This is a genomic window from Streptomyces sp. NPDC050145 (assembly GCF_044460245.1).
In the GTDB taxonomy this organism is placed as follows: Bacteria; Actinomycetota; Actinomycetes; order Streptomycetales; family Streptomycetaceae; genus Streptomyces.
Genome location: NZ_JBITJS010000001.1, coordinates 132,809 through 156,962, shown reverse-complemented (window position 1 = coordinate 156,962; position 24,154 = coordinate 132,809). Strand labels below are relative to the sequence as shown.

General features: G+C 73.8%; 21 protein-coding genes. 7 read left to right on the top strand and 14 right to left on the bottom strand.

Annotation, left to right across the window (positions count from 1 at the left end):
* Positions 1–154: 154 nt before the first annotated feature.
* The gene (locus ACIBTU_RS00785; protein WP_399123701.1) at positions 155–2,107 is read left to right on the top strand and encodes an amino acid transporter; all 1,953 of its coding nucleotides are present in this window, start codon (positions 155–157) and stop codon (positions 2,105–2,107) included.
* Positions 2,108–2,227: 120 nt separating this feature from the next.
* Positions 2,228–3,013 (top strand): SAM-dependent methyltransferase, encoded by a 786-nt coding sequence (locus tag ACIBTU_RS00780; protein ID WP_399123700.1) that lies wholly within the window; start codon positions 2,228–2,230, stop codon positions 3,011–3,013.
* On the opposite strand, the gene ACIBTU_RS00775 is transcribed toward ACIBTU_RS00780, so the two are convergent.
* The 7 genes from ACIBTU_RS00775 to ACIBTU_RS00745 all read right to left on the bottom strand — a co-directional run bounded on the left by ACIBTU_RS00775 (position 2,986) and on the right by ACIBTU_RS00745 (position 10,995).
* Positions 2,986–4,947 carry an acetoacetate--CoA ligase gene (locus tag ACIBTU_RS00775; RefSeq protein ID WP_399123699.1) on the bottom strand — a complete coding sequence of 654 codons (1,962 nt, stop codon included), beginning with the start codon at positions 4,945–4,947 and terminating at the stop codon, positions 2,986–2,988. The two genes, ACIBTU_RS00780 and ACIBTU_RS00775, sit on opposite strands and share 28 nt — an antisense overlap.
* Complete coding sequence (locus ACIBTU_RS00770; protein WP_399123698.1) at positions 4,944–5,543, bottom strand: RBBP9/YdeN family alpha/beta hydrolase; 600 nt, start codon at positions 5,541–5,543, stop codon at positions 4,944–4,946. The genes ACIBTU_RS00775 and ACIBTU_RS00770 overlap by 4 nt, the downstream gene beginning before the upstream one ends.
* Positions 5,540–6,829, bottom strand: a complete 1,290-nt coding sequence (locus ACIBTU_RS00765) for an MFS transporter (protein ID WP_399123697.1) — start codon at positions 6,827–6,829, stop codon at positions 5,540–5,542. Before ACIBTU_RS00765 ends, ACIBTU_RS00770 begins: the two co-directional genes overlap by 4 nt.
* The gene (locus ACIBTU_RS00760; RefSeq protein ID WP_399123696.1) at positions 6,813–7,694 is read right to left on the bottom strand and encodes a TauD/TfdA dioxygenase family protein; all 882 of its coding nucleotides are present in this window, start codon (positions 7,692–7,694) and stop codon (positions 6,813–6,815) included. Before ACIBTU_RS00760 ends, ACIBTU_RS00765 begins: the two co-directional genes overlap by 17 nt.
* A gap of 11 nt (positions 7,695–7,705) precedes the next feature.
* Positions 7,706–8,677: a quinone oxidoreductase family protein gene (locus tag ACIBTU_RS00755; protein ID WP_399123695.1), complete on the bottom strand. Its 972-nt coding sequence runs from the start codon at positions 8,675–8,677 to the stop codon at positions 7,706–7,708.
* A gap of 25 nt (positions 8,678–8,702) precedes the next feature.
* Complete coding sequence (locus tag ACIBTU_RS00750; RefSeq protein ID WP_399123694.1) at positions 8,703–9,761, bottom strand: 3-keto-5-aminohexanoate cleavage protein; 1,059 nt, start codon at positions 9,759–9,761, stop codon at positions 8,703–8,705.
* Between the two features lie 211 nt (positions 9,762–9,972).
* The gene (locus ACIBTU_RS00745) at positions 9,973–10,995 is read right to left on the bottom strand and encodes an AraC family transcriptional regulator (RefSeq protein WP_399123693.1); all 1,023 of its coding nucleotides are present in this window, start codon (positions 10,993–10,995) and stop codon (positions 9,973–9,975) included.
* Between the two features lie 165 nt (positions 10,996–11,160).
* Here ACIBTU_RS00745 and ACIBTU_RS00740 point away from each other — a divergent pair, with 165 nt between their 5' ends.
* Both ACIBTU_RS00740 and ACIBTU_RS00735 read left to right on the top strand, forming a co-directional pair.
* Positions 11,161–12,183, top strand: a complete 1,023-nt coding sequence (locus ACIBTU_RS00740; RefSeq protein WP_399123692.1) for a TauD/TfdA family dioxygenase — start codon at positions 11,161–11,163, stop codon at positions 12,181–12,183.
* Positions 12,180–13,763 (top strand): AMP-binding protein, encoded by a 1,584-nt coding sequence (locus ACIBTU_RS00735; RefSeq protein ID WP_399123691.1) that lies wholly within the window; start codon positions 12,180–12,182, stop codon positions 13,761–13,763. The genes ACIBTU_RS00740 and ACIBTU_RS00735 overlap by 4 nt, the downstream gene beginning before the upstream one ends.
* Here the strand turns inward: ACIBTU_RS00735 and ACIBTU_RS00730 are convergent.
* Positions 13,735–15,108, bottom strand: coding sequence for a hypothetical protein (locus tag ACIBTU_RS00730; RefSeq protein ID WP_399123690.1), 1,374 nt, complete (start codon positions 15,106–15,108; stop codon positions 13,735–13,737). The genes ACIBTU_RS00735 and ACIBTU_RS00730 overlap by 29 nt on opposite strands.
* Before the next feature lie 113 nt (positions 15,109–15,221).
* On the opposite strand from ACIBTU_RS00730, the gene ACIBTU_RS00725 reads away from it, so the two are divergent.
* Positions 15,222–16,466: a molybdopterin-dependent oxidoreductase gene (locus ACIBTU_RS00725; protein WP_399123689.1), complete on the top strand. Its 1,245-nt coding sequence runs from the start codon at positions 15,222–15,224 to the stop codon at positions 16,464–16,466.
* 341 nt (positions 16,467–16,807) lie between these two features.
* On the opposite strand, the gene ACIBTU_RS00720 is transcribed toward ACIBTU_RS00725, so the two are convergent.
* The 4 genes from ACIBTU_RS00720 to ACIBTU_RS00705 form a co-directional block, all read right to left on the bottom strand.
* Positions 16,808–17,566 (bottom strand): class I SAM-dependent methyltransferase, encoded by a 759-nt coding sequence (locus ACIBTU_RS00720; RefSeq protein WP_399123688.1) that lies wholly within the window; start codon positions 17,564–17,566, stop codon positions 16,808–16,810.
* The gene (locus ACIBTU_RS00715; protein WP_399123687.1) at positions 17,563–18,180 is read right to left on the bottom strand and encodes a DUF2064 domain-containing protein; all 618 of its coding nucleotides are present in this window, start codon (positions 18,178–18,180) and stop codon (positions 17,563–17,565) included. The genes ACIBTU_RS00720 and ACIBTU_RS00715 overlap by 4 nt, the downstream gene beginning before the upstream one ends.
* Positions 18,177–18,497 carry a hypothetical protein gene (locus ACIBTU_RS00710; RefSeq protein ID WP_399123686.1) on the bottom strand — a complete coding sequence of 107 codons (321 nt, stop codon included), beginning with the start codon at positions 18,495–18,497 and terminating at the stop codon, positions 18,177–18,179. The genes ACIBTU_RS00715 and ACIBTU_RS00710 overlap by 4 nt, the downstream gene beginning before the upstream one ends.
* 830 nt (positions 18,498–19,327) lie before the next feature.
* Entirely contained in the window at positions 19,328–20,044 is a 717-nt protein-coding gene (locus ACIBTU_RS00705; RefSeq protein WP_399123685.1) for a glycosyltransferase family 2 protein, read from the bottom strand.
* Positions 20,045–20,159: 115 nt separating this feature from the next.
* Here ACIBTU_RS00705 and ACIBTU_RS00700 point away from each other — a divergent pair, with 115 nt between their 5' ends.
* Together ACIBTU_RS00700 and ACIBTU_RS00695 are read left to right on the top strand one after the other, a co-directional pair.
* Positions 20,160–20,903: a response regulator transcription factor gene (locus ACIBTU_RS00700; RefSeq protein ID WP_399123684.1), complete on the top strand. Its 744-nt coding sequence runs from the start codon at positions 20,160–20,162 to the stop codon at positions 20,901–20,903.
* 3 nt (positions 20,904–20,906) lie between these two features.
* Positions 20,907–22,016, top strand: a complete 1,110-nt coding sequence (locus ACIBTU_RS00695) for a sensor histidine kinase (RefSeq protein WP_399123683.1) — start codon at positions 20,907–20,909, stop codon at positions 22,014–22,016.
* Between the two features lie 9 nt (positions 22,017–22,025).
* Here the strand turns inward: ACIBTU_RS00695 and ACIBTU_RS00690 are convergent, their stop codons facing one another.
* Both ACIBTU_RS00690 and ACIBTU_RS00685 read right to left on the bottom strand, forming a co-directional pair.
* Positions 22,026–23,027 (bottom strand): NAD-dependent epimerase/dehydratase family protein, encoded by a 1,002-nt coding sequence (locus ACIBTU_RS00690; RefSeq protein WP_399123682.1) that lies wholly within the window; start codon positions 23,025–23,027, stop codon positions 22,026–22,028.
* Between the two features lie 69 nt (positions 23,028–23,096).
* Positions 23,097–23,516 carry a molybdopterin-binding protein gene (locus ACIBTU_RS00685; protein WP_399124211.1) on the bottom strand — a complete coding sequence of 140 codons (420 nt, stop codon included), beginning with the start codon at positions 23,514–23,516 and terminating at the stop codon, positions 23,097–23,099.
* Positions 23,517–24,154 lie beyond the last annotated feature (638 nt).

Here is a 24,154-nt window from a genome sequence, read left to right as displayed (position 1 = left end):
TGTGAGGCACACGACGTCTCTCCGGGGGATCTTGACGCTTCCCTGACGCCGGGAGCGGGGACGGACCGGTCGGGGCTGCTTACGCTGACTCGACCGTCAGTGCGGGTGTCCGCGCGGTGGTACGTCCCCCTTTCCCGCAGCCCCAGGAGCATCCATGTCCACGACCGACCCCGCGCGCGGCGGGCGACTGCGCGCGTGGATGCTGGAGGGCCTGTCGGACATGGGCAAGGGACGGCCGTCCGTGCCCAAGCCCGACGCCGGCACGGAGCACCGGGGCCAGCCCTGGTACCGGGTCATGTGCCTGACGGGTGTCGACTACTTCTCGACCCTCGGCTACCAGCCCGGCATCGCCGCGCTCGCCGCCGGACTCCTCTCCCCCGTCGCCACGGTCGTTCTGGTGATCGTCACGCTGGCGGGCGCGCTGCCCGTGTACCGGAGGGTCGCCGAGGAGAGCCCGCACGGTGAGGGCTCGATCGCGATGCTGTCGCGGTTGCTGTCGTTCTGGAAGGGCAAGCTGTTCGTCCTGACGCTGCTCGGCTTCGCCGCCACGGACTTCCTCATCACGATCACCCTGTCCGCCGCCGACGCCTCCACGCACCTCGTCGAGAACCCCCACCTCGAATCCGCCCTGCACGACAAGCAGGTGCTGATCACGATGATCCTCATCGCGCTCCTCGGCGCCGTGTTCCTCAAGGGTTTCCTCGAGGCGATCGGCGTCGCCGCCGCCCTCGTCGGGATCTACCTCGCACTCAACGTCGTCGTGGTCGTCACCGGCCTGTGGCACGTCGTCACCGAGGAACACGTCGTCACCGACTGGACCGCCGCCCTCACCCAGGAACACGGCAACATCTTCGTGATGATCGGCGTCGCCCTGGTCGTCTTCCCCAAGCTCGCCCTGGGCCTGTCCGGCTTCGAGACCGGCGTGGCCGTCATGCCGCACGTGAAGGGCGCGGACACCGACACCGACACGAACCCCGCCGGCCGCATCCGCGACACCAAGAAGCTGCTCACCACGGCCGCGCTCATCATGAGCGTCTTCCTGATCTGCACGAGCTTCATCACGACGGTCCTGATCCCGCAGGACGAGTTCGAGACCGGCGGCAAGGCCAACGGCCGCGCCCTCGCCTACCTCGCCCACGAATACCTGGGCAACTCCTTCGGCACCGTCTACGACATCTCGACGATCCTCATCCTGTGGTTCGCCGGCGCCTCGGCGATGGCGGGCCTGCTGAACCTGATGCCCCGCTACCTGCCCAAGTACGGCATGGCCCCGCACTGGGCGCGCGCGGTGCGCCCCATGGTCATCGTGTTCATCCTCGTCGCGTTCCTCGTCACCTGGCTCTTCGACGCCAACGTCGACGCCCAGGGCGGCGCCTACGCCACCGGCGTCCTCGTCCTCATCTGCTCCGCCGCCATCGCCGTGACCATCGCCGCGAACAAGGCGGGCCAGCGCGGCTGGACCATCGGCTTCGGCGTCATCGCCGTGGTCTTCCTCTACACCACGGTCGTCAACATCATCGAGCGCCCGGACGGCGTGAAGATCGGCGCCTGCTTCATCGCCGGCATCATCCTCATCTCCCTGCTGTCGCGGCTCGGCCGCGCCTTCGAGCTGCGCGTCACCCATGTCGAGCTCGACGCGACGGCCGAGCGCTTCATCCGCGACATCTGCAAGCGCACGCCGCGCTTCATCGCGAACGAGCCGGACAACCGCGACGCCGACGAGTACCGGGCGAAGAAGGACCAGATCCGCGCCGACAACGACATCCCCGGCGCCGAGGACTTCGTCTTCGTCGAGGTCACCATCACCGACCCGTCCGAGTTCGAGGCCGGCCTCACCGTCCGCGGCGAGGTCCTCCACAACCGCTTCCGGGTCCTGACCGTCGAGGCCTCCTCCGTCCCCAACGGCCTCGCCGCGCTCCTCCTCCACGCCCGCGACCTCACCGGCGTCCGCCCCCACATCTACTTCGAGTGGACCGAGGGCAACCCCTTCGCCAACTTCCTGCGCTTCTTCCTCTTCGGCCAGGGCGAGATCGCTCCCGTGACCCGCGAGGTGCTGCGCGAGGCGGAGCCGGACCGCGAGCTGCGGCCGCGCGTCCACGTGGGGTGAGCGGGCGCGGAGTTGTCACCGGCCGTCCGACCGACCGGCAGGTGACAACTCCGCGCAAGGGCCTGGCCAATGACATAATCGCCGGGTCCTTCACCGTCCGAGTACACGCTGGAGTCCGCCATGACGGCACCGTCTTCGCCGAGCCGTATCGACACGAGCAAGCCGCATCCGGCGCGTGTCTACGACTGGTTGCTGGGCGGCAAGGACAACTACCCGGTCGACCAGGAGGTGGCGGAGAAGCTGCCGCCCGAGGCGCGGCACAACGCGATGCGCAACCGCGCGTTCATGCACCGCGCCGCCGCCTGGCTCGCCGAGAGCGGCATCGACCAGTTCCTCGACATCGGCACCGGCATCCCGACGAAGCCGAACCTGCACCAGATCGTGCAGAAGATCGTGCCGTCGGCCCGGGTCGCCTACACGGACAACGACCCGATCGTGCTGCGCCACGCGGAAGCGCTGCTGGTGAGCAGCGCGGAGGGGGCCACGGACTACATCGAGGCCGATGCCCGTGACCCGGAGGGCATCCTCGCGCACGCCCGTACGTTCCTCGACTTCGAGCGGCCGATCGCCCTGTCGATGATCGCGCTGATGCACTTCATCACGGACGAGGAGGACCCGTACGGCCTGTCGCGCAAGCTCGTCGACGCCCTCCCGTCCGGCAGCTACCTGGTCCTCTCCCACGGCACCACGGACGAGCACCCGCACCTGGCGAGCTCGGTGAAGAACACGTACCGCAAGGGCGAGATCCCGCTGCGGATGCGCTCCCGCGCCGAGGTCGAGCCGTTCTTCGAGGGCCTGGAGCTGGTCGAGCCCGGACTGGTGACGGCGACGAAGTGGTACCGGTCCGAGCCCGCGCCGGCCGAGGAGCTGAGCGGGTTCTACGTGGGTGTGGCGCGGGTTCCGTAGCCGGACCGCGCGGCGAACTCCGCGAACCAGGGCAGCAGGTCGGGGCGGGTCACCGTGCCCTCGGCGACGACGTCGGCGGCGCGGGCGCCCTGCAGGATGCGTTTGACGGGCACCTCCAGTTTCTTGCCGGTGAGGGTGCGGGGCACGGCCTCGACGGGGACGATCACGTCGGGGACGTGCCGGGGCGACAGGTTCTGCCGGATCGCCGCGACGATCTCCGCGCGGAGACTGTCGTCGAAGGGCTCCCCCGGTGCGGGCACGACGAACAGCGGCATCGCGTAGCCGCCGCCCGGCAGTTCGGCGCCGATGACGAGGCTGTCGGCGACGCGCGGCAGCCGTTCGACGACGGCGTACAGGTCGGCGGAGCCCATGCGTACGCCCATGCGGTTGAGGGTGGCGTCGGAGCGTCCCGCGACCTCGACGGACAGGTCGGGGTGCAGGGTGATCCAGTCGCCGTGCCGCCAGACGCCCGGGTAGACGTCGAAGTACCCGGCCCGGTAGCGCCGATGGTCCGTGTCGCCGAGGAAGTGGAGCGGCATCGAGGGCAGCGGGGCGGTGACGACGAGTTCGCCCTGCTCGCCCACGACGGGCCGGCCGTCCGGGTCCCAGGCGTCGAGGGCGACGCCGAGGGCCGGTGCGGAGAGCCGCCCGGTGTGTTCGGGCAGCAGGGCCGAGTCGCCGGCGAGGACCGAGCAGATGTCGGTGCCGCCGCAGATCGACTGGAGCCGGGCGCCGGGCGCGAGCCGCTCACGGACCCAGTGCCAGGTGCTGTCGGGCATGGCCGAGCCGGTCTGCAGCACGGTGCGCAGGGCGCCGAGGTCCCGGGCCGGACGGGTGCCCGCCTTCTCGCCCGCGGTCAGATAGGCGGCGCCCACGCCGACGACGGTGGCGCCGGTGCGTTCGGCGATGCGCCAGACCCCGTCGATGTCGGGGTGGGTGGGGCTGCCGTCGTAGAGGACGATCGTGCTGCCGTGCAGCAGGCCCGCCACCATGAAGTTCCAGACCATCCAGCTGGTGGAGGTGTGGAAGAGGTAGCGGTCGTCGGGGCGCAGGCCGACGCCGAGGCCGAGCGCCTTGAGCAGTTCGACGACGATGCCGCCGTGGCCGTGGACGATGCCTTTGGGGACGCCGGTGGTGCCGGAGGACCAGAGGATCCACAGCGGGTGGTCGAAGGGGACGTCGGCGAAGACCAGCGGGGCGTCGCGGCTGGCGAGCGCGGCCCAGGCGTGCTGGGTCACGTCCGGCCGGTCCGACCAGGCCGGTCCGGGCGCGGACGCGTACAGCCGGTCGACGGCGACGAGGTGGCGGACGGTCGGCAGCCCCGCGAGCAGTTCGGCTGTCTGGGGGCGTCGGTCGTACTCCTTGCCGCCGTGGCGGTAGCCGTCCGCCGAGAACAGCACCTTCGGTGCGGCCTGGCGCAGCCGGTCGAGGACTCCGGCGGTGCCGAAGTCCGGGGAGCAGACGGTCCAGGTGGCGCCGACGGCGGCGGTGGCGAGGAGCGCGACGACGGCCTGCGGCACGTTCGGCAGGTAGCCGGCGACGCGGTCGCCGGGGCCGACGCCGAGGTCGCGCAGGCCGGCGGCGACGCCGGCGACCTCGGCGCGCAGCCGCTGCCAGGGGATGTGTTCGGGCGCGCCGGTCTCGGAGACGGCGATGACGGCGGGCCGGGTGTCGTCGCCTCGGGTCAGGCACTGCCGGGCGAAGTTGAGGTGGGCGCCGGTGAACCAGGACGCGCCGGGCATCGTCGCGTCGGCGAGGACCTCCTCGTAGGAGCTGACGTGGTCCAGGCCGTAGTACTCCCACACGGCGGACCAGAAGCCGGGCAGGTCGTCGGTGCTCCAGCGCCACAGGGCGGCGTAGTCGGCGTGGACCAGGCCGCGTTCGCGGTGCAGCCAGGCCTGGAAGTCGGCGATGTTCGAGGCGGGGGCGCTCACTTCACGGCCTCCCGCGGGGTGTGCGTGCGGCAGCCGAGTTCCTCCAGGAGGCGCAGGGCCTGGGGCCATTCTCCGTGGCCCGAGGCCGGGTTGAGGTGGCCGACGGGGCCGATGTCGACGAGGCGGCTGCCCCAGTCGGCGGCGAGCGCGGCCACCTGTTCCCGGCGGGCGAGGGGGTCGTTCGTGCTGGCGGCGACGATGCTGGGGAAGGGCAGCGGGGTGCGGGCGACGGGCAGCCAGCCGTGGGCGCGCAGGGTCGCCGGGTCGGGGTGTCCTTCGGGGAGCGGGGTGTCGAAGTCGGGCGGGGTGGCGAGCAGGGCGCCGAGGACCGGGCGGTCGTGGGTGAGCGCCCAGTGGACGGTGGTGTGGACGCCGGCGCTGTGGGCGACGAGCACGACGGGCCCGGCGACCGAGGTGAGCGCCGCGTCGAGGGCGGCGACCTGGGCGGCGCGGCTGAGCCGCGCCTCGGTGAGCGGTGGGACGGTCACGGATCCGGGGAGCCGGGCGGCGAGACGGGTCTGCCAGTGGTCGGGGACGTGGTCGCGCAGTCCGGGGACGAACACGACCGTGGGAGCGGCCGTCGGTTCGGGGGTCATGTGGGGAGCTCCGTCTTCGTGCGGGGTGCGGCCGGGGCGGCCGGGAGGAGGTCCGCGGCGTAGTGGCGGCGGCCGAGGGCGAAGGCCCCGGCGGCCACGAGGGAGACGAACGGGATCACACCGAGTGCGGCGTGCAGTCCGATGCGGTCGGCGAGCATGCCGGTGACGGCGGGGCCCGGTGCCAGGCCGAGGAGGCTGTTGGCGAGGGTGAGGGTCGCCATGGAGGTGGCGACGACGGCGGGTGGGGTCAGGCTCACCACCATGGCGGCGGCCGGTCCCGCGGTGGCGTTGGAGAGCAGGGTCCCGGCGCCGATGAGCAGCAACTGTCCGATGCCGGTGGGGAGTTGGAATCCGGCGGCGAGCAGGACCAGGGATCCGGTGCTGCACAGGATCGCGAGGGTCCACTTGTGGTGGGTGTCTCGGCGGCCGAGCCGGTCGCTGACGAGGCCACCGCCGATCATGCCGATGCCGGTGACGAGGGCGAAGACGCCGGCGACGAGTCCGGCCTTGTCGGTGGACAGGCCGTAGGAGCGGTCGAGGTAGCTGGGCATCCAGGCGAGCAGGGACATGGCCAGGAACATCTGCAGTCCGCTGCCGACGTAGGCGCAGCGTACGGAGACGGAGGAGAAGAGGCGGGGCAGCAGGGCCCGCACCGGTCCCCCGGCGCCGGGTGCGGTGCCCAGGTCCACGGTGGCGCGGGCGAGGCGGCGTTCGGTGACGACCACGCTGTAGACCGCGGCGAGGACGAGGCCGAACAGGCCCATGACGGCGAACGTCCAGCGCCAGCCGAGGTGTTGGGCGACGACGCCGCCGACGGAGACGCCGAGGACGGAGCCGAAGGCGCCGCCGGCGATGAACGCGCCGGACAGGGTGGCCCGCAGGGTCGCGGGGAACACGCTGATGACGACGGCGACCCCGACGCTGCCGTACGCGGCCTCGCCGACGCCGACCATGAACCGGCCGAGGAACATCTGGCCGAAGCTCGCGGCGACGGCGCAGCCGATGGTCGCGAGGCTCCACACGACGGCGGCGAGGACGAGGCTGCGGACGCGGCCCCAGCGGTCGGCGAGCAGGGAGAGGGGGAAGGTGAGCACGCCGACCATGAGGGCGACGATCCCGCTCAGCGAGCCCAGTTGGGCGTCGGAGAGCATCCACTCGGCCTTCAGCAGCGGGAACACCGCGTTGAGGACCTGCCGCGACATGTAGTCGGAGAGCAGCAGGCCGAAGCTGAGGCCGAACACGACCCACGCGTAGCGGCGGGTCATCCGTTCACTCGGGCCGGTCACCGGCGATCCCGGCGCGCTCCATCTTGCGGACGGCGGGCCAGTAGTCCTGGACCGCGTAGTGCTGGGTGGAGCGGTTGTCCCAGATGGCGACGCTGTTCGCGGTCCAGCGCCAGCGGACCTGGTACTCGGGCACGGCGGCCTGGCTGACGAGGTAGTTCATCAGGAGGTTGGCGCCGGGGGCGTGGTCCTGGCCGAAGCGCACGTTCTCGGGGGTGTGGTGGTTGACGAAGTGGGTGGTGAAGGCGTTGACGAAGAGGATCTTCTCGCCGGTCTCGGGGTGGGTGCGCACGACCGGGTGTTCGGGGTCGGGATAGCGTTCCTTGAGCCGGTGGCGTTCCTCGGGGGGCAGCACGGCGCCGAAGCTGGCCTCGATGCTGTGGCGGGCGCGCAGGCCGGCGATCTGGGTGCGGATGTGCTCGGGGAGGCGGCGGTAGGCCTCGGCCATGTCGACCCAGATGGTGTCGCCGCCGACCTCGGGGGTCTCGACGCAGCGCAGGACGGCGCCCATGGGCGGGCGTTCGCGCCAGGTGGCGTCGCAGTGCAGGGCGTTCTCGTAGTGCTCGGGTTTGCTGTCGAGGTCCTTGTAGATGCGGACGAGTCCCGGGTGGTCGGGGTCGCTGCCGAGGACGGGGTGGTCCTCCAGGGGGCCGAGGCGGGAGGCGAAGGCCACGTGGTCGGCGCGGCTGAGGTTCTGGTCGCGCAGGAAGAGGACCTTGTGGCGCAGCAGGAGCTGCCTGATCTCCGCGAAGAGGGCGTCGTCGTGGACGGCGTCGGCGAGCTGGACGCCGTGCAGTTGGGCGCCGAGGGTGCAGGTCAGGGGTTCGGCGTCGATCCGGGTGCGGACGGCGGTGGACGTGTGCGTCATGTGCGCGCTCCTCAGGGGATCAGGACGGAGGAGCCGGTGGTGAGACCGGACTCCAGGGCGCGGTGGGCGGCCACCGCGTCCGTCAGGGCGTAACGCTGGTCGATACGGATGCGGATCCGGCCCGCGGTGACGTGGCCGAAGAGCTCGCCGGCGAGCGCGTCGCGTTCCGCGGGGTCGGCGATGTAGTCGGCGAGGGCCGGGCGGGTCACGAACAGGGAGCCGTGGAGGGCGAGTTGCATGGCGTCCAGGGGCGGGACGCCGGAGGCGGTGCCGAAGCAGACGAGGAGTCCGCGGCGGCGCAGGGAGGCCATGGATCCGGCGACGGTGTCCTTGCCGATGCTGTCGAGGACGAGCGGGACGCCTTCCCCGCCGGTGAGTTCGCGGACGCGGGCGGCGACGTCCTCCTTGCGGTACAGGACGGTGTGGTCGCAGCCGTGGGCGCGGGCGAGGGCGGCCTTCTCCTCGGTGGAGACGGTGCCGATGACGGTGAGGCCGAGGAGCTTGGCCCACTGGCAGACGATGAGGCCGACGCCGCCGGCCGCGGCGTGCAGCAGGATCGTGTCGCCCGGCTTCAGGGGGTGGATGCGGCGCAGCAGGTAGGCGGCGGTGAGGCCGCGCATCGTCATCGCGGCGGCGGTCTCGCAGTCGATGCCGTCGGGCAGCTTGATCAGCGGTCCGGCGTCCATGACGCGGGCGGTGCTGTAGGCGCCGAGCGGGCTGCCGGTGTAGGTGACGCGGTCGCCGGGTCGCAGGTGGGTGACGCCGGGTCCTGCGGCTTCGACGACACCGGCGGCCTCGACGCCGAGGCCCGCGGGGAGCGGGGCCGGGTACAGGCCCGTACGGAAGTAGGTGTCGGCGAAGTTGAGGCCGACGGCCTCGTGCCGGACGCGGACCTGGCCGGGGCCGGGGTCACCGACCGTGACGCTTTCGAGGCGCAGGACCTCGGGGCCGCCGGTCTCGTGGAAGCGGATGGCGTGTGCCATGGGGTTCTCCGTGGGGTCCGGCGGGTCAGCGGGTGGTGTCGCGGAGCATGAAGCCGCGCTGTCCGGGGCGCCGGTTGGGGACCATGCCGAGCCGGGCGAGGGTCTCGTCGGTGTCGGTGTAGTACTCGCCGATGTGGTAGATCTCCTTGGCCTCGGCGCCGGTGGCGACGTCGCGGCCGAGGGTGTGCGCGATCTGCGTCATCTGCTCGACCTGACGGACGGAGCTCATGCGCTCGCCCTTGCGGGCCCACAGGTTGTCCTCGTTGCCGACGCGGACGTGAACGCCGAGGGCGATGGCGATGGCGTTCATGGGGGCGACGGCGCGCATGGAGGACTCGATGGTGAGGACGGCTCCGTCGGGGACGCGGCGCACGAACTCGATGAGGTCGGCGGGGTGCCGGCCGGCGAAACCGCCGCCGATCGCCACGTAGTTGAGGACGAGCGGGCCGGTGTACTCGCCGCTGCGGATGAGGCGTTCGACGGTCTCCAGCTGGGCCAGGGTGGCGAGTTGGAAGTGGGGCTGGATGCCGTTGCCTCGCAGCCGTCGCAGGTGTTCGAGGTAGAAGTCGGGGCCGGCCTCGACGACCATGTCGCGGTAGGCCTTGTAGTAGTCCGGCTTGGCGATGGAGGTGCCGGCCAGGTCGTCGTCGGACATGATCTCGACGATGTTCATCTGGCTGGTGTTGATGGCGATGGTCACCTGGTCGGGGCGCGGGTCGAGGTCGGCGAGCAGGTGGCGGGTGTCGTAGCTGAGCCACTTGGCCTCGGAGCCCTCGTCCTCGGGGGCGAAGGAGATGGATCCGCCGATCTGCAGGACCATGTCGGGCACGGCCTCGCGCAGCCGGCCGATGAGCTCGTTGAACTTGGACATGCGCTTGGAGCCGTGTCCGTCGAGTTCGCGGACGTGGATGTGGAGCACGGTGGCGCCCGCGTTGTAGCAGTCGACGGCGGCCTGGACGTGCTCGTCCATGGTCAGGGGCAGGTCGTCGGCGTCGCCGGGCAGCCACTCGGGTCCGTAGGGGGCGGCCTGGATGACCAGCTTCTCCTGGTTCTCGGGCAGCAGGGAGTCGTCGAGGAAGTGCATGGCAGTCTCCTGGAACGGGGCGGCGGGCGGTGGCGCCGGAAACGGTCGCGGCCGGGCCCGACGCGTGGTGGAGGCGGGGACACCGGGTGGTGACTGCTTCGGTGTCGCTCGCGGTACCGCCACGTTAAGAGCGGGTTACCGGCCGCGCTTCACCCGAGGAGACACAAGACTTTCCCGTTCGGGACAGGTCGGGGACAGGTTCGGGACAGGCTCAGTCGGCGGCCGGGGCGGCGCCGGCCGTGTGCCGGGTGCGCCAGTCCCGGGCGCTCGTGCCGAACTGCTCGCGGAACCAGCGGGAGAAGGCGCTCGGGGCCGAGAAGCCGAGCAGGCCGGAGATCTCGGTGAGCGAGCGCCTCGGATTGGCGACGAGCTGCTCGGCTAGCTGGGTGCGGGTGGCGTTGACGAGTCCGGAGAAGGTCTCGCCGGTCGTGGCGAGATGCCGGTGGACGGTCCTGCGGTCGACGCCGAGGCTGCCCGCCACCTGTTCGACGGAGCAGCGTCCGGTGGGCAGCAGCACCTCGATGAGTTCGCGGACCCGGTCCAGTTCCGTCGTGTCGGTGGTGACGGCGAGGGACTCGAAGTACTGGCGGGCGTAGTCGCGCAGGAGCGGGTCGGAGAGCTTGTTCGGGGTGTCGAGCTCGGCGGCGTAGAGGACGACGCCGGTGAACTCGCGGTCGAACTCGACGACGGGGCCGAGGAGTCGGCGGTGGGTGGTGAGGTCGCGGGGTGCGGCGTGCGTGAAGCACACGGAGACGGGTTGCCAGCGCGGGCCGAGGAACTCGCGCAGGAATCCGATGAACGTGCCGACGGCCAGCTCGACGGCCTGGCGCGACTCGTGGAACTCGCCGAGTTCGAGGCCGACCCGCACCGTCGCGAGTCCGTTGGTCTCGGTCAGGCGGCTGCGGAGCATCTCGTTGTACACGCGCTCGTGGCGCACCAGGAGGGCGAGGGCGCTGCGCACGTCGGGTTCCTCGCGCAGGACGAGGCTGATGGGGCCGAGGTTGGCGAAGCGGCGCCGCTCGGCGAGGAGCAGTCCGAAGTCCTCGCGGCGGGCGGCCGCGGCGGAGAGTTCGAGGAGCCGGGTGACGGCGTCGCCGGACACCCAGCGGTCCTGGGCGGTGAGGCCCACGGGGTCGAGGCCCACCCGCTTCATGAGGGCGCGGGGGTCGATGCCGACGGACTGGCTGAGCTCGACGTAGCTGCTCAGCGCGGCGTTGCGGACCAGGGGCTTCATCGGGCACTCCGGGGCTCGGTCCGGGATCTGGTCCTGCCGCGCGGCACGGTGCTCCGCACGGGACCTGTCCCCAACTGATAAGTCATCTGCCCCGTGAGGTCAAGCGATACGGCAGACCGTGACCTAGCGTGGCACCACCCCGATGCCCCTCGAAAGGAGCCGGCCGTGGGCCCCTCGTCAGCCGCCGCCCCCGGAGTCCCCTGCCACGGCCCCGCCCTGTGGACGGGACCGGAACCGGCCGCCTCCGGAGCCTGGCTGCGCCGTCCGACACCCGCGCAGCTCGCCGAGCTCGCCCTCGCCGTACGCACGGTCCGCACCCGGGGCACCCCGCTCCTGCGCGTGACCGCCGAACAGTTCCCCGCCCCGGCCTGGCATCCTGAACTCGCGGCGATCTCCCACGAGTTGGCGCACGGGTGCGGGCTCGCGGTCGTGCGCCGCATTCCCGTGGAGGGCTTCCGTCCGGCCGAACGGGAGCAGCTGCTGTGGGGCCTCGGCCGGCACCTCGGCACACCGGTCTCGCAGGACGTGACGGGCCACATGCTGGGCCGCCTGCCCGTCGCCGGTCCGGCCGCCGCCTCCCCGGGAGCCTTCCGCACCGACGAGGCGGACACGACGGCCCTGCTCTGCCTGCGTCCCGCGCGGGCGTCCCTGGTCAGCTCGGCGGCGCTGCACAACACCGTGCTCGCGCGCCGGCCCGAGCTGCTCCACCGCCTCTACCGCACCCATCACCTGGATCGCGGCCCGCGGCTGCCCGCCCTCGCCGCGCCGCTCGCCCACCGCGCGGGGCCCCGCTTCAGCCTGCGCTACGACCGCCGCCGGATCGAGGCGGCGCAAGGCCGGCCCGGCGTGCCGCCCCTGACCCGCGAGGACGTCGAGCTGTTCGACCTCCTCGACGCGGCCGCCGCCTCCCCGGCCCTCCGCCTTGACCTCGACCTCTCCCCCGGCGACCTCCTCCTGCTCGACAACCACACGGTGGCGCACACCCTCACCTTCACGAATCCCCGCGCGACGGCCCCCGAGGCCACCGCCGACGCCCTGCGGCTCTGGCTGACGCCACATCAGCCACGCGACCTGCCCCCGGAGTTCTGGGGCGACACGGCCCAGGGTCCGCACGGGACACGCGGCGGTGTCCCGCCCCGCGACGTGATCGCCCACCGCTCCCCCTTCCACACAAAGGAACCCGCATGACCGCGCCCGGCCCCTCCCTGCCGCACGTGCCGAACCTGCCTCACGTGTCCGCCCTGTCCGCCCTGCTCACCCGGTCCGCCCGCGCGCACGGCGACCGTACGGCGGTCCGCGAGGGCACGGCCTCGCTCACGTACGCGCAGCTCGACGACCGGGCGGCCCGGTTCGCGGCGCTGCTGCGGGCGCGCGGGCTGCGCGCCGGTGACCGGGTGGCGGTCGCGCTGCCGAACGTCCTGCGCTTCCCCGTCGTCTACTACGGCGCCCTGTACGCCGGGGCCGTGGTGGTGCCGCTGAATCCGCTGCTCAAGGCGGGCGAGCTGGAGTTCGCGCTGCGGGACAGCGGGGCGCGGCTCCTGGTGGCGGCGCCGGGCGGCGCGGACGAGGCCGCCGCCGCGGCCGCGCGGACCGGCGCCGAGTGCCTGGTCGCGGATCCGGCGGCCTGGGACGGGCTGCTGCGCGCGCAGGACCCGGCGGCAGGCGCTCCGGCGGACGCGGCCGCCGACGACACAGCGGTCATCCTCTACACCTCCGGCACCACAGGCACCCCCAAGGGCGCCGAACTGACCCACCGCAATCTGGTCACCAACGCCCTGACGACCGCCCGCACCCTGCTCCGGCTCACCCCGGACGACGTCCTCTTCGGCGGGCTGCCCCTCTTCCACGCGTTCGGCCAGACCTGCGCCCTCAACGCGGCGACGGCGGCGGGCGCCGCGCTGTCCCTGCTCCCCCGCTTCCAACCGGACCAGGCCCTGGAGACGCTGCGGCGCGACGAGGTCACCGTCTTCCTGGGCGTCCCCACCATGTACACCGCGCTGCTGCGCGCGGGCGTCGGCCCGGCCCTGCCCCGGCTGCGGCTCGGGGTCTCGGGCGGCGCCTCGCTCCCCGTGGAGCTGCTGCACGCCGCCGAACGCGAACTCGGGGTCACGGTCCTGGAGGGCTACGGCCTGTCGGAGACGTCGCCGGTGGCCTGCTTCAACCCGCCGGACCGGCCGCGCAAGCCGGGTTCGATCGGCCTGCCCGTCGAGGGGGTCGAGCTGTGCCTGTTCGGCCCCGACGGTCCGGTGACCGGGCCGGGTGAGGTCGGTGAGCTGGCGGTCCGGGGCGAGAACGTCATGAAGGGGTACTGGCGGCGCCCGGACGCCACCGCCGCCGCGTTCCAGGACGGCTGGTTCCTCACCGGCGACCTGGCCCAGGTCGACGAGGACGGCTACCACTTCGTCGTGGACCGCAAGAAGGACCTGATCATCCGGGGCGGCTACAACGTCTACCCGCGCGAGATCGAGGAGGTCCTGTACACCCACCCCGAGGTCGTCGAGGCCGCCGTCGTGGGGGTACCGCATCCAGAGCTCGGCGAGGAGGTCGCAGCCGTCGTCACCCTCCGGACGACCCCGGGCCCGACACCCGAGGAGCTCGGCGCGTACGTGAAGGAACGGCTCGCCGCCTACAAGTACCCGCGGATCGTGCGCGTCGCCGAGTCCCTGCCGAAGGGGCCGACGGGGAAGATCCTCCGGCGGGAGATCGTCGTACGCGACCCCTTCCCGGCCGGCGCACAGGTCACCACCCCGTCAGGAGCAGGTGGTTGACGAGCAGCGGCAGGGTCACCTGCGCGGCGAGCCAGGCGCGCGGGCGCGGGAGCAGGGCGCAGGCGGGCAGGAGCCAGAGGGAGAACGGGAGCCAGATGCGTTCCGTCTCCGCCTTGCTCATGCCGGACAGGTCGGCGATCAGCAGGGCCAGGAGCGCGGCCGTGACCAGCAGGGTCAGGCGGCGGTCGGCGGCGGGCGCGGCCCGGTCGGCCAGCGCGGTCACGGCACGGCGCAGGCCGGCGACCGCGGCCAGGCCGACGATCAGGACCGTGCAGGCCAGATTGGCCCAGACCCAGTAGCCGTACGGGCGGATGCCGCCCGCGCCCTGGTAGTAGCGGGTCACGAGCAGGCGGTACGCCTCCCACCAGTCGAACCCGGCGAGGGTGAACACCACCGGCACGACCGCGCATCCGGCGAACAGCAGGAGGAGCAGCGCGGGGCGCCTGCGGACCTCGTGACGGCCGAGCAGCAGGACGGCCGCGCCGATGACGGCGACGAGGGTGAGGCCGTAGGAGAGGTAGCAGGTCAGGCCGTAGAGGAGGCCGGCGCCGGCGGCCCAGGCGATGCCGCGGCCCGTGACCGCGAGGGCGAGCAGGGCGACGGACCAGGCGGCGACGGCGGCGAAGTAGGCGTCGGCGGACACGCCCATCCACACGGCCCCGGGGGCGGCCACGAGGAACGGGGCCGCGCGGCGGGCCAGGGCCTCGCCGGACAGGGCGCGCACGGTGATGAGGACGGCGACGCAGGCGGTGGCGCCGACGACGACGCACCACAGGCCGGCCCAGCCGCCGCCGCGCAGCCCGATCCGGTCGAGCAGCACGAAGGTGAGCGTGGCACCCGGCGGGTGGCCCGCGGTGTGGGCGGGCCAGTGGTCGGGCGAGTCGAGAAGGATGTGGTGCGTGAAGTCCCGCAGGGTGGCGGGGATGTCGTGGAAGCGGTCGATGACCTGGAGGTACTCGTAGCGGGTGGTGAGCCGCACGGCGATGCCGCGGTGCCAGCCGTCCACCAGGGCGAGGGAGAGGATCCAGACGGTGGACGCCGCCCAGGCGCCCGGGAGCAGGGCTCGCCAGGGCAGGCGGGACGCGAGGGCCGGGCCGTACGCCACGAGGAGGCCCGCGAGCACCAGGGCGGGGACGGTGCCGGGGCCCGTGTGGGGCAGCCAGTTCGCGTACAGCGGCGGCCAGCCGACGTGCAGCGTGCCGTACGTCCCCTCGATGTGCCGGCCGACCAGCACGGCCGCCACCACGAGGAGGGCCGCGGCCGTGGCCGCGACGAGGTCGAGCCGGTCGCGGCGGGGGTCGGGGGCGCACGCGGTACGCGGGTCGGAGGGTTCGGTGCGGGTCACACCGGCACGCTAGGCCGTGCGGTGGTGCGTCGGAGGTCTCCCGGGCCGGACGTCAGCGTTTCGTCATGGGTCGCAGCGGCCTCGGAGGGTGGGTCCCGGCCTACGGTCGGGTCATGCGCGACAGCTCCCCCTCGTCCCCCGCGTTCTGGCGCAGTCCGCTGCGCGGTCCCCGGTTCACCTCGGTGCTCGGTCTCGTCCTGCTCGTGGGCGTCACCGTGCTGTTCGTGACCGGGCTCGTGTCGTACGCGGCGTACAACCCGGACCTGGCTCCGGTGAACGACAAGACCCCCGACAAGGGGATCCTCGGCTTCTACCTGTTCGACTGGCCGACCGATCCGCACTGGCTGTACCGGCTCACGCAGGGCGTGCACGTCACGCTCGGCGTCACACTGATCCCCGTCCTGCTGGCGAAACTGTGGTCGGTGGTGCCGCGGCTCTTCGCGCTCCCGCCCGTCCGGTCCGTCACGCACGCCCTGGAGCGGCTGTCGCTGCTGCTCCTGGTCGGCGGCGGCCTGTTCGAGTTCGCGACGGGGGTCCTGAACGTACAGCTCGACTACGTGTTCCCCGGCTCGTTCTACCCGCTGCACTTCTACGGGGCCTGGGTGTTCTTCTCCGCCTTCGTGGTGCACGCGGTGCTGAAGGTACCGGCGGCCGTGCGGAACGTACGGCGGATGCGCGCGGAGACGGAGGAGGTGGACGATCCGGCCGGGCTCGTGGCGCCGTCGCCGGACCCGCCGACGATGTCCCGGCGCGGGGCGTTGTGGTTCGTCGGCGGCGGCTCGGCGCTGCTGTTCGGCACGACCGTCGGGCAGAACTTCGACGGGCCGCTGCGCCGTACGGCCCTGCTCGCCCCGCACGGCGGCGCCGATCCGGGGACGGGGCCGAACGGGTTCCAGATCAACAAGACGGCCGAACTCGCCGGGATCGACGCGGTGGAGGCGAGCGATCCGGCGTGGCGGCTCACGGTGGTCGGGCGGGGCGGGACGGTGCGGCTCGACCGGGCGGCGCTCGCACGGCTGCCGCAGCACAGTGCCGCGCTGCCCATCGCGTGCGTGGAGGGCTGGTCGACGTCCGACCAGTGGTGGCGGGGTGTCCGGCTGCGGGATCTCGCGGCGCTCGTGGGGCACGAGGACGATCCGCCGGGCGTGTTCGTCGAGTCGCTCCAGCGCCACGGGGCGTTCCGGCACGCCGCGTTGAGCGCCTCCCAGGTCGCCGATCCGCGCTCGCTGCTCGCGCTCCGGGTGAACGGCGAGCCGCTGTCCGCCGACCACGGCCGTCCGGCCCGGGTCATCGTTCCCGCGGCGCCCGGTGTGCTCAACACCAAATGGGTGGCCCGGCTGACCTTCGGAAGGCCGTGATTCCCGGTGACCACGAGGAAATGGATCCCCCGGCAGAGGATCCCGTTGGGCAGCCCGCTCACCCTGCTGCTCCTGCTGTGTTCGTTCGCGCTGGCCGGGTACGCCGGTGTGCGGTTGTTGGACGATGACTGGTTCGGCGTCGCCGTGTGGGTCGTGGGGGCGGCACTGCTGCACGATCTGGTGCTGCTGCCGCTGTACGCGGGCGCCGACCGGGCGCTCGTACGGGCCTTCGGTGCGGCGGGCCGGCGCGAGTGGGTGGGCTACGTGCGGGTGCCGGCCGCGCTGTCGTGCCTGCTGCTGCTCGTGTGGTTCCCGCTCATCACGGGGACGACGGCCCGGCGTTACGCGCGGGCGACCGGCCGTTCGGCGGACGTGTTCCTCGGCCATTGGCTGCTGATCACCGCGGCCCTGTTCGGGGTGTCCGCGCTCGTGTGGGCGGTGCGGGCGCGCAGGGCGACGAAGCTGCGGCCGCCCGCCTCCCACTGAGCCGTGGGGCGCAGGCCCGCCTCGTTCGCGTACCTGAGCAGGGCGGGTGTGCCGAGGCGGGCCCACGGGAAGGGGCGGCCCGGGGCCCGGCCGGGCGTGTCGGTGACCTCGACCTCGGCGCGTTCGTCCACGTCGACGGGCGCCGTCTCCGCGATCAACAGTCCGTCGGGGGCGAGGAGTTCGGCCGCCCGGCGGAGCAGAGCGTACGGGTCGCCGCCGATGCCGACGTTTCCGTCCATCAGGAGGACCGTGCGCCAGCGGCCCTCGCCGGGCAGCGGGTCGAACACGGAGCGGTGCAGGGCGGGGCCGCCGAGCCGTGTCGTGCGTTCGACGGCGGTGGAGCTCACGTCGATGCCGAGGGCCGTGCGGCCGCGGGCGGCGAGTTCGGCTACGAGCCGGCCGGGTCCGCAGCCCACGTCGAGGACGGGGCCTTCGCAGCGGTCCAGGACGTCCCGGTCGACGGCGTCGGCGCGGGCGCACCAGCGTTCGACGTCGAGGGGCAGCAGCCAGCCGTCGGTGCGGCGCAGGAACAGCGGGCCGGTGCCGGTGCGCAGGGCCGCCGTGTAGGGGTCGGCCGCGGCCCAGGGTGCCGTCTCGGCGGGTGGCGCGCTCATCCGCGGGCCTGCGACGTACACCGGGCGAGACAGGCGGCGAAGCGGCTGTCGGGGGCGAGGGCGGCCACCGCGGCGGCGTCTGCGGCCGTGTCGACATCGCGCAGGGTCGGCAGGTCGCGGACGCGGAGTCCGGCGGCTCTCAGGCGTTCGCGTTGCACGGCTCCCGTGCGGGCCGTGGACATGGGCACGCCGCGCAGGAGTGCGGGGTCGGGGTCGGCGAGGCCGAGGGCCCAGAATCCGCCGTCGAGCGCGGGGCCGAACCAGGCGTCGCAGTCCGCGAAGTCGACGGTGAGCAGGGCGGGGCTGAGCTGCGGGGTGTCCATGCCGACGAGCAGGGCGGGCCCGTCGCACCCGGCGAAGGCGTCGGCGAGCCGCTCGTCGAGGCCGCCGCCGCTCTGCGGCACGACGTCGAACCCGTCCGGCAGCCAGGGCCCCGGCACCCCGTCGAGCACGAGAACGCGCCGCTCGGCGGGCACGGCGGCGACCGCGTGCAGGGTGTCGCGCAGGGCCGCCTCGGCGAGGGCGGCGGCGCCCTCGGGCGTGAAGGGTGGCGTGAGCCGCGTCTTGACCCGGCCGGGGCGGGGTTCCTTGGCGATGACGAGGAGGGTGGTCACGGGGTACGGCCTTCCGGGGCGGAGGTGGTGTTCGGGGCGGGGCGGGGACGCGGTGCTCGGCCCGGACGGCCGTGCACGCGGGGCTGCGCGAGCCCGGGTGCAACTGCGGAGACGCGGCGCCCGGCCCGGAGGGCCTTGCACGCGGGGTCGCGCGGGCCCGGGCCCGGCTGCTGGGTCGGGAACTCGGGGCCGCGCGGACCGAGGCACGGCTGCTGGGTCGGGAACTCGGGGCCGCGCGGACCGAGGCGCGGCCGCTGGGTCGGGAACGCGGCCCGGACGCGCCGCATGACCTGGGCCGCCTCGCGCGGGCCGGTCACGTCGGGGACGTGACCGCGGGAGCGGAAGGCGCACGCGACGGCATGGCCATGCCGATGCGCCTCCACGGGGCCGGCACGACGTCGGCTCCCTCCGGGGGCGGGCGCACGGCTCGGCCGTCGGGCGGAGGCCAGCGTGCAGATCGGCCTCCAGGCGGAGGCCGGCGTGCGGCCCATCCTCCGGGCCGGGGCTGGAGTACGGCCCATCCGCCGGGCCGGGGCTGGAGTACGGCCCATCCGCCGGGCCTGGGCCGGAGTACGGCCCAACCGCCGGACCGGGGCTGGAGTACGGCTCGGCCGCCCGGCGGGGACCGACGTACGGCTCAGCCGCCCGGCAAGGACCGGCGTACGGCTCGGCCTCCGAACAGGGGCCAGCGTGCGGCGCGGCCTCCAGGCGGGGGCTGGAGTACGGCTCAGCCGCCGGGCGGGCGCTGGAATTCGGCTTGGCGGCCGGGCGGAGGCCAGCGTGCAGATCGACCTCAAGGCGGAGACCGGCGTACAGCCCATCCTCCGGGCCGGGGCTGGAGTACGGCTCGGCCGCCCGGCGGGGGCTGGAATTCGGCTTGGCGGCCGGGCGGAGGCCAGCGTGCAGATCGGCCTCCAGGCGGAGACCGGAGTGGGGCCCATCCGCCGGACCGGGGCTGGAGTACGGCTCGGCCTCCGAACAAGGGCCAGCGTGCGGCTCAGCCGCCGGGCGGGGGCCGGCGTACAGCTCAGCCACCGGGCCGGGGCTGGAGTCCGGCTTGGCGGCCGGGCGGGGGCCGCCCCGGAGGCTGCGTGGCCAGGGGACCCGGTCACCGGGTCCCGCTGCGGCAGGGCGGCGGCGCGAGGATTCACCGGGAGCGCCCTTCCGCGGCGGACGGCGTCGCCTCCGCGAGGACGCGGCTCATGTCGCGTACGGCCTGCCAGGTGCCCCGCCATGTGCCCGTCACCTTGGAGGCGCCGCTGCGTGGGCGGTACGGCACGTCGTGCTCCGTGACGCGCCAGCCCGCGTCGGCGGCGCGGACGACCATCTGCAGCGGGTAGCCGCTGCGCCGGTCGGTGAGGTCGAGGGAGAGCAGCTCCGTGCGGCGGGCGGCGCGCAGGGGGCCGAGGTCGTGCAGGCGCAGACCCGTGCGGCGGCGCAGAAGGCGGGCGAGGGCGAGGTTGCCGGCGCGGGCGTGCGGGGGCCAGGCGCCCCGGCGGGTGGGGCGGCGCCGCCCGAGCACGAGGTCGGCGCGTCCGGTGCGCACCTCGTCGACGAACGGGACGAGCAGCGCCGGGTCGAGGGAGGCGTCGCAGTCGCAGAAGCAGACGATGTCGGCGTCGGCGGCGAGCAGCCCGGTGTGGCAGGCGGCGCCGAACCCCCGTACCGGTTCGGGCACGACGGTCGCGCCGAGGGCGCGCGCGAGGTCCGCGGACCCGTCGGTGGAGCCGTTGTCGACGACGAGGGCGCGCCAGCCGGTCGGGATGCGTTCGAGCACCCAGGGCAGCGCCTCGGCCTCGTCCAGGCAGGGCAGGACCACGTCGACGGAGGGGGATGGGTGGGGTGGGGTCGTCACGGCTTTCACCCTACGAGCGCGATCCGGGCATTTCGGATGCGCGCTCCTTACGAAACGCGGACGTCCGCCGGTGCGGGCCCGCTCGGGGTCGTCGTACGCGCGGGCGCGGTGCGAGGCTGGCCTCATGCAGCAGTCACACGAGCTCACGGGCCACGCGGCGCCCACGGATCCGGCGCGGGTCCTGGTCGTCGACGACGATCCGACGGTCGCCGAGGTGGTGGCCGGATACCTGGACCGGGCCGGCTTCCTGGTGGAGCGCGCCGCCGACGGTCCGACGGCGCTGGCCCGGGCCACGGCCCGGCACCCGGATCTGGTCGTGCTCGATCTGATGCTGCCCGGCATGGACGGCCTCGAGGTCTGCCGGCGGATCCGCGAGAACGGGCCCGTGCCGGTCGTCATGCTCACGGCCCGGGGCGACGAGGACGACCGCATCCTGGGCCTGGAGGTGGGCGCCGACGACTACGTGACCAAGCCGTTCAGCCCGCGCGAACTAGTGCTGCGCGTCGAGTCGGTGCTGCGCCGGGCCCGCCCGCGCACGGGCCTGCGCCCGCTGCGCGCGGCGGGCCTCGCGCTGGATCCGGCGGCCCGCCGCGCCACCCGGGACGGCGCCGAACTGGCCCTGACCCTGCGCGAGTTCGACCTCCTCGCCTTCTTCCTGCGGCATCCGGGGCGGGCGTTCAGCCGCGAGGACCTGATGCGTGAGGTGTGGGGCTGGGAGTTCGGCGACCTGTCGACGGTGACGGTGCACATCCGGCGCCTGCGCGGCAAGGTCGAGGACGATCCGGCCCGCCCGCGCCTGATCCGGACGGTGTGGGGCGTCGGCTACCGCTTCGAGCCGGACGACACGCCCGGCGCCGGGGAGGCCTGAGCCGTGGGGGACATCCTTCTCATCGCGCTGTACGCCTTCGCGGGCGCGGCGGCGACGGGTCTGGCCGGGGCGGCGCTGCTGCGGCTGACCCGGCGCCGGTCGCTGACCGCGTCACTGGCCGTGGTCGCGGCGGTCGGGGTGGTCGCGATGCTGGCGGGCACGCTGGCCGTCGCGTGGGCGATGTTCCTGTCGCCGCACGACCTCACCGTCGTGACGACGGTGGTGGCGATGGCGGCGGTGGTGTCGCTCGCGACGGCGTTGCTGCTGGGCCGCTGGGTCGTCGCCCGCAGCCGTGAACTGGCCGTCGCCGCCCGCTCGTTCGGCGACGGCGGGGACTTCGCCGCCCCGCATCATCCGGCCACGGCCGAGCTGGAGGCGGTGAGCCGGGAGCTGGCGGCGACGAGTGCGCGGCTCGCGGCGTCGCGGGAGCGGGAGCGTGCCCTGGAGACGTCGCGGCGCGAGCTGGTGGCCTGGATCTCGCACGATCTGCGGACCCCGCTGGCCGGTCTGCGGGCCATGTCGGAGGCGCTGGAGGACGGGGTCGCGGAGGATCCGGACCGCTATCTGCGGCAGATGCGCGCCGAGGTGGAGCGGCTCAACGGCATGGTCGGCGACCTCTTCGAACTGTCCCGCATCCACGCGGGCGCCCTGCCCCTCACCCCGGCCCGCATGTCGCTGTACGACCTGGTGGGCGACGCGCTCGCCGGCGCGGACCCGCTCGCGCGGGAGCACGGGGTGCGGCTGGTCGGCGACGGGGTCGAGCCGGTGCCGGTGGAGGTCGACGGCAAGGAGATGAGCCGCGTGCTCGGCAATCTCCTCGTGAACGCGATCCGCCGCACCCCGGCGGACGGCACCGTCGCGGTCGCCACGGAGCGCTCCGCGGAGGGGGTCGTGCTCTCGGTCACGGACGGCTGCGGAGGCATCCCCGAGGACGACCTCGACCGCGTCTTCGACACCGGCTGGCGCGGCACCCACGCCCGGACGCCCCCCGCGGGCGCGGGGCTCGGCCTCGCCATCGTGCGCGGCATCGTGGAGGCCCACCGCGGCCGGGCCACGGTCCGCAACATCCCGGGAGGCTGCTGCTTCGAGGTGACCCTGCCGACCGCGTCGTAGCCGGAGCGGTCAGGGGGCGCGCAGCTCGTCCCGGGCGAAGGCACGCATGCCCGCCTCGAAGGTGACCGTCGGCTTCCAGCCCAGGTCCGCGCGCAGGCGGGCCGAGTCGGCGGTGATGTGGCGGACGTCGCCGAGCCGGTACTCCCCCGTGACGACCGGCTCGGGTCCCCCGTGGGCGGCGGCCAGGGCGCGGGCCATCTCGCCGACGGTGTGCGGGTCTCCGCTGCCGGTGTTGTACGCGGTCAGGGCGCCCGGGGCGGCGCCGGCCTCCAGGGCGGCGAGGTTGGCGGCGGCGACATCGCGGACGTGGACGAAGTCGCGGCGCTGCCGGCCGTCCTCGTAGACCCGCGGTGCCTCGCCGCGCGCGAGCGCCGAGCGGAAGAAGGAGGCGACGCCCGCGTACGGGGTGTCGCGGGGCATCCGGGGGCCGTAGACGTTGTGGTAGCGCAGGGAGACGGCCGTGCCGCCGGTGGAGCGGGACCAGGCGGCGGCGAGGTGTTCCTGGGCGAGTTTGGTGGTGGCGTAGACGTTGCGCGGGTCGGCCGGGGCGTCCTCGCCGATCAGGGCCGGTTCCAGGGCGGCGGCGCAGCGCGGGCAGCGGGGTTCGAAGCGGCCCGCGTCGAGGTCGGTGACCGTGCGGGGGCCGGGGCGGACGTCGCCGTGGTGCGGGCATGTGTAGCGGCCTTCCCCGTACACGGCCATGGACCCGGCGAGGACGAGGTGCCGCACGCCGTGGTCGGCCATGGCGGCGAGGAGGACGGCGGTGCCGAGGTCGTTGCGGGAGACGTAATCCGCCGCGTCCCGGACCCCGTCACCGAGTCCGACCTTCGCCGCCTGGTGGCAGACGGCGTCGACGCCGGCCAGGGCGCGGGCGACGGCGTCGGGGTCACGCACGTCGGCGCCGGGGTCGTCCCGCACGTCGTACACGAGGGGTTCGTGGCCGTGCGCGGCGAGCGCCTCGACGACATGGGACCCGATGAACCCGGCACCGCCGGTGACCAGTACACGCATGGCGCCACGCTAGGCGCGGGGACGGCGCGGAGCACGGGACGCGGCCCGCACGTCACGGCTCCGTAAGACTCAGTCGGTCACGAGGGAGACCTCGGTCGACTTCATCAGGGCGACGACGGGCGTGCCGGTGGTGAGGGCGAGGTCCGTGACGGCGTCGGAGGTCACGGCCGCGGTCAGCTCGACGGACCCGGAGGCGATCTTGACGATGGCCATGGCCGGGCCCAGGGTGACGGAGCTGACGGTGCCGGCGAGGCGGTTGCGGATGGAGAGTCCCTCGACGGGGCCGATGGCGAGGGCGACCTCGGTGGACTTCACGAGCGCGGTGATCCGGGAGCCGACGTCGATGCCGAGGTCGGCGACGGCCTCGGCGGTGACGGCGGAGGTCAGCTCCTGCCCGTCGTCGAGGCGGATCCGTACGGTGGCCATGGCGGCGCCGGACGTGACGGCGGCGACGGTGCCGGGCAGTTGGTTGCGGATGCTCGTGCTCAGGGTCATGACGGCGCGCCTCACTGGTGACGGGGTGTCGGACGTGGCCAAGGTAGCGGCGCCGGGGGACATAGCCGGTCAAGCGGGACGGGCGTGTGTCGACGCGGACGTCACGTCGCCGGACGCAATGCTCGGCCGTACTCGGGCCCGGGTACGCGTCACGTCGTCGCCGGACGGCCCGGAGCCCAGAACGCGCGTGCCGCGTCACCTCACCGGAGGCCGCGCCCCGGACCTCGTACGCGTATTGCCGTCACCGCCCGGCCGAGCGACACCCTGAACCGACTCACCCCGACACCCGCCACCCCAGTCGTGGCGACGCCGCCCGGCCCGACGACCGACGAAGCCCGGCACGCACGTGCAGCGCCAACTCAGCGGACCCCGTGCCCCGCCCCGGTACGCGGCCTTGCGCCGTCACCGCCCGGCAAGGCGGCACCTTGAACCGGCTCACCCCGACACGCGCCCCACCCAGCCGCCGCACCTCCCCCGCCGCCCCAGTCGCGGCGACGCCGCCCGGCCGGACAGCCCGACGAAGCCCGGCACGCACGTGCAGCGGCAACTCGCCGGACGCCTGTCCCCGCCCCGATACGCGGCCTTGCGCCGTCACCGCCCGGCGAGGCCGCACCCTGAACCGGCTCACCCAA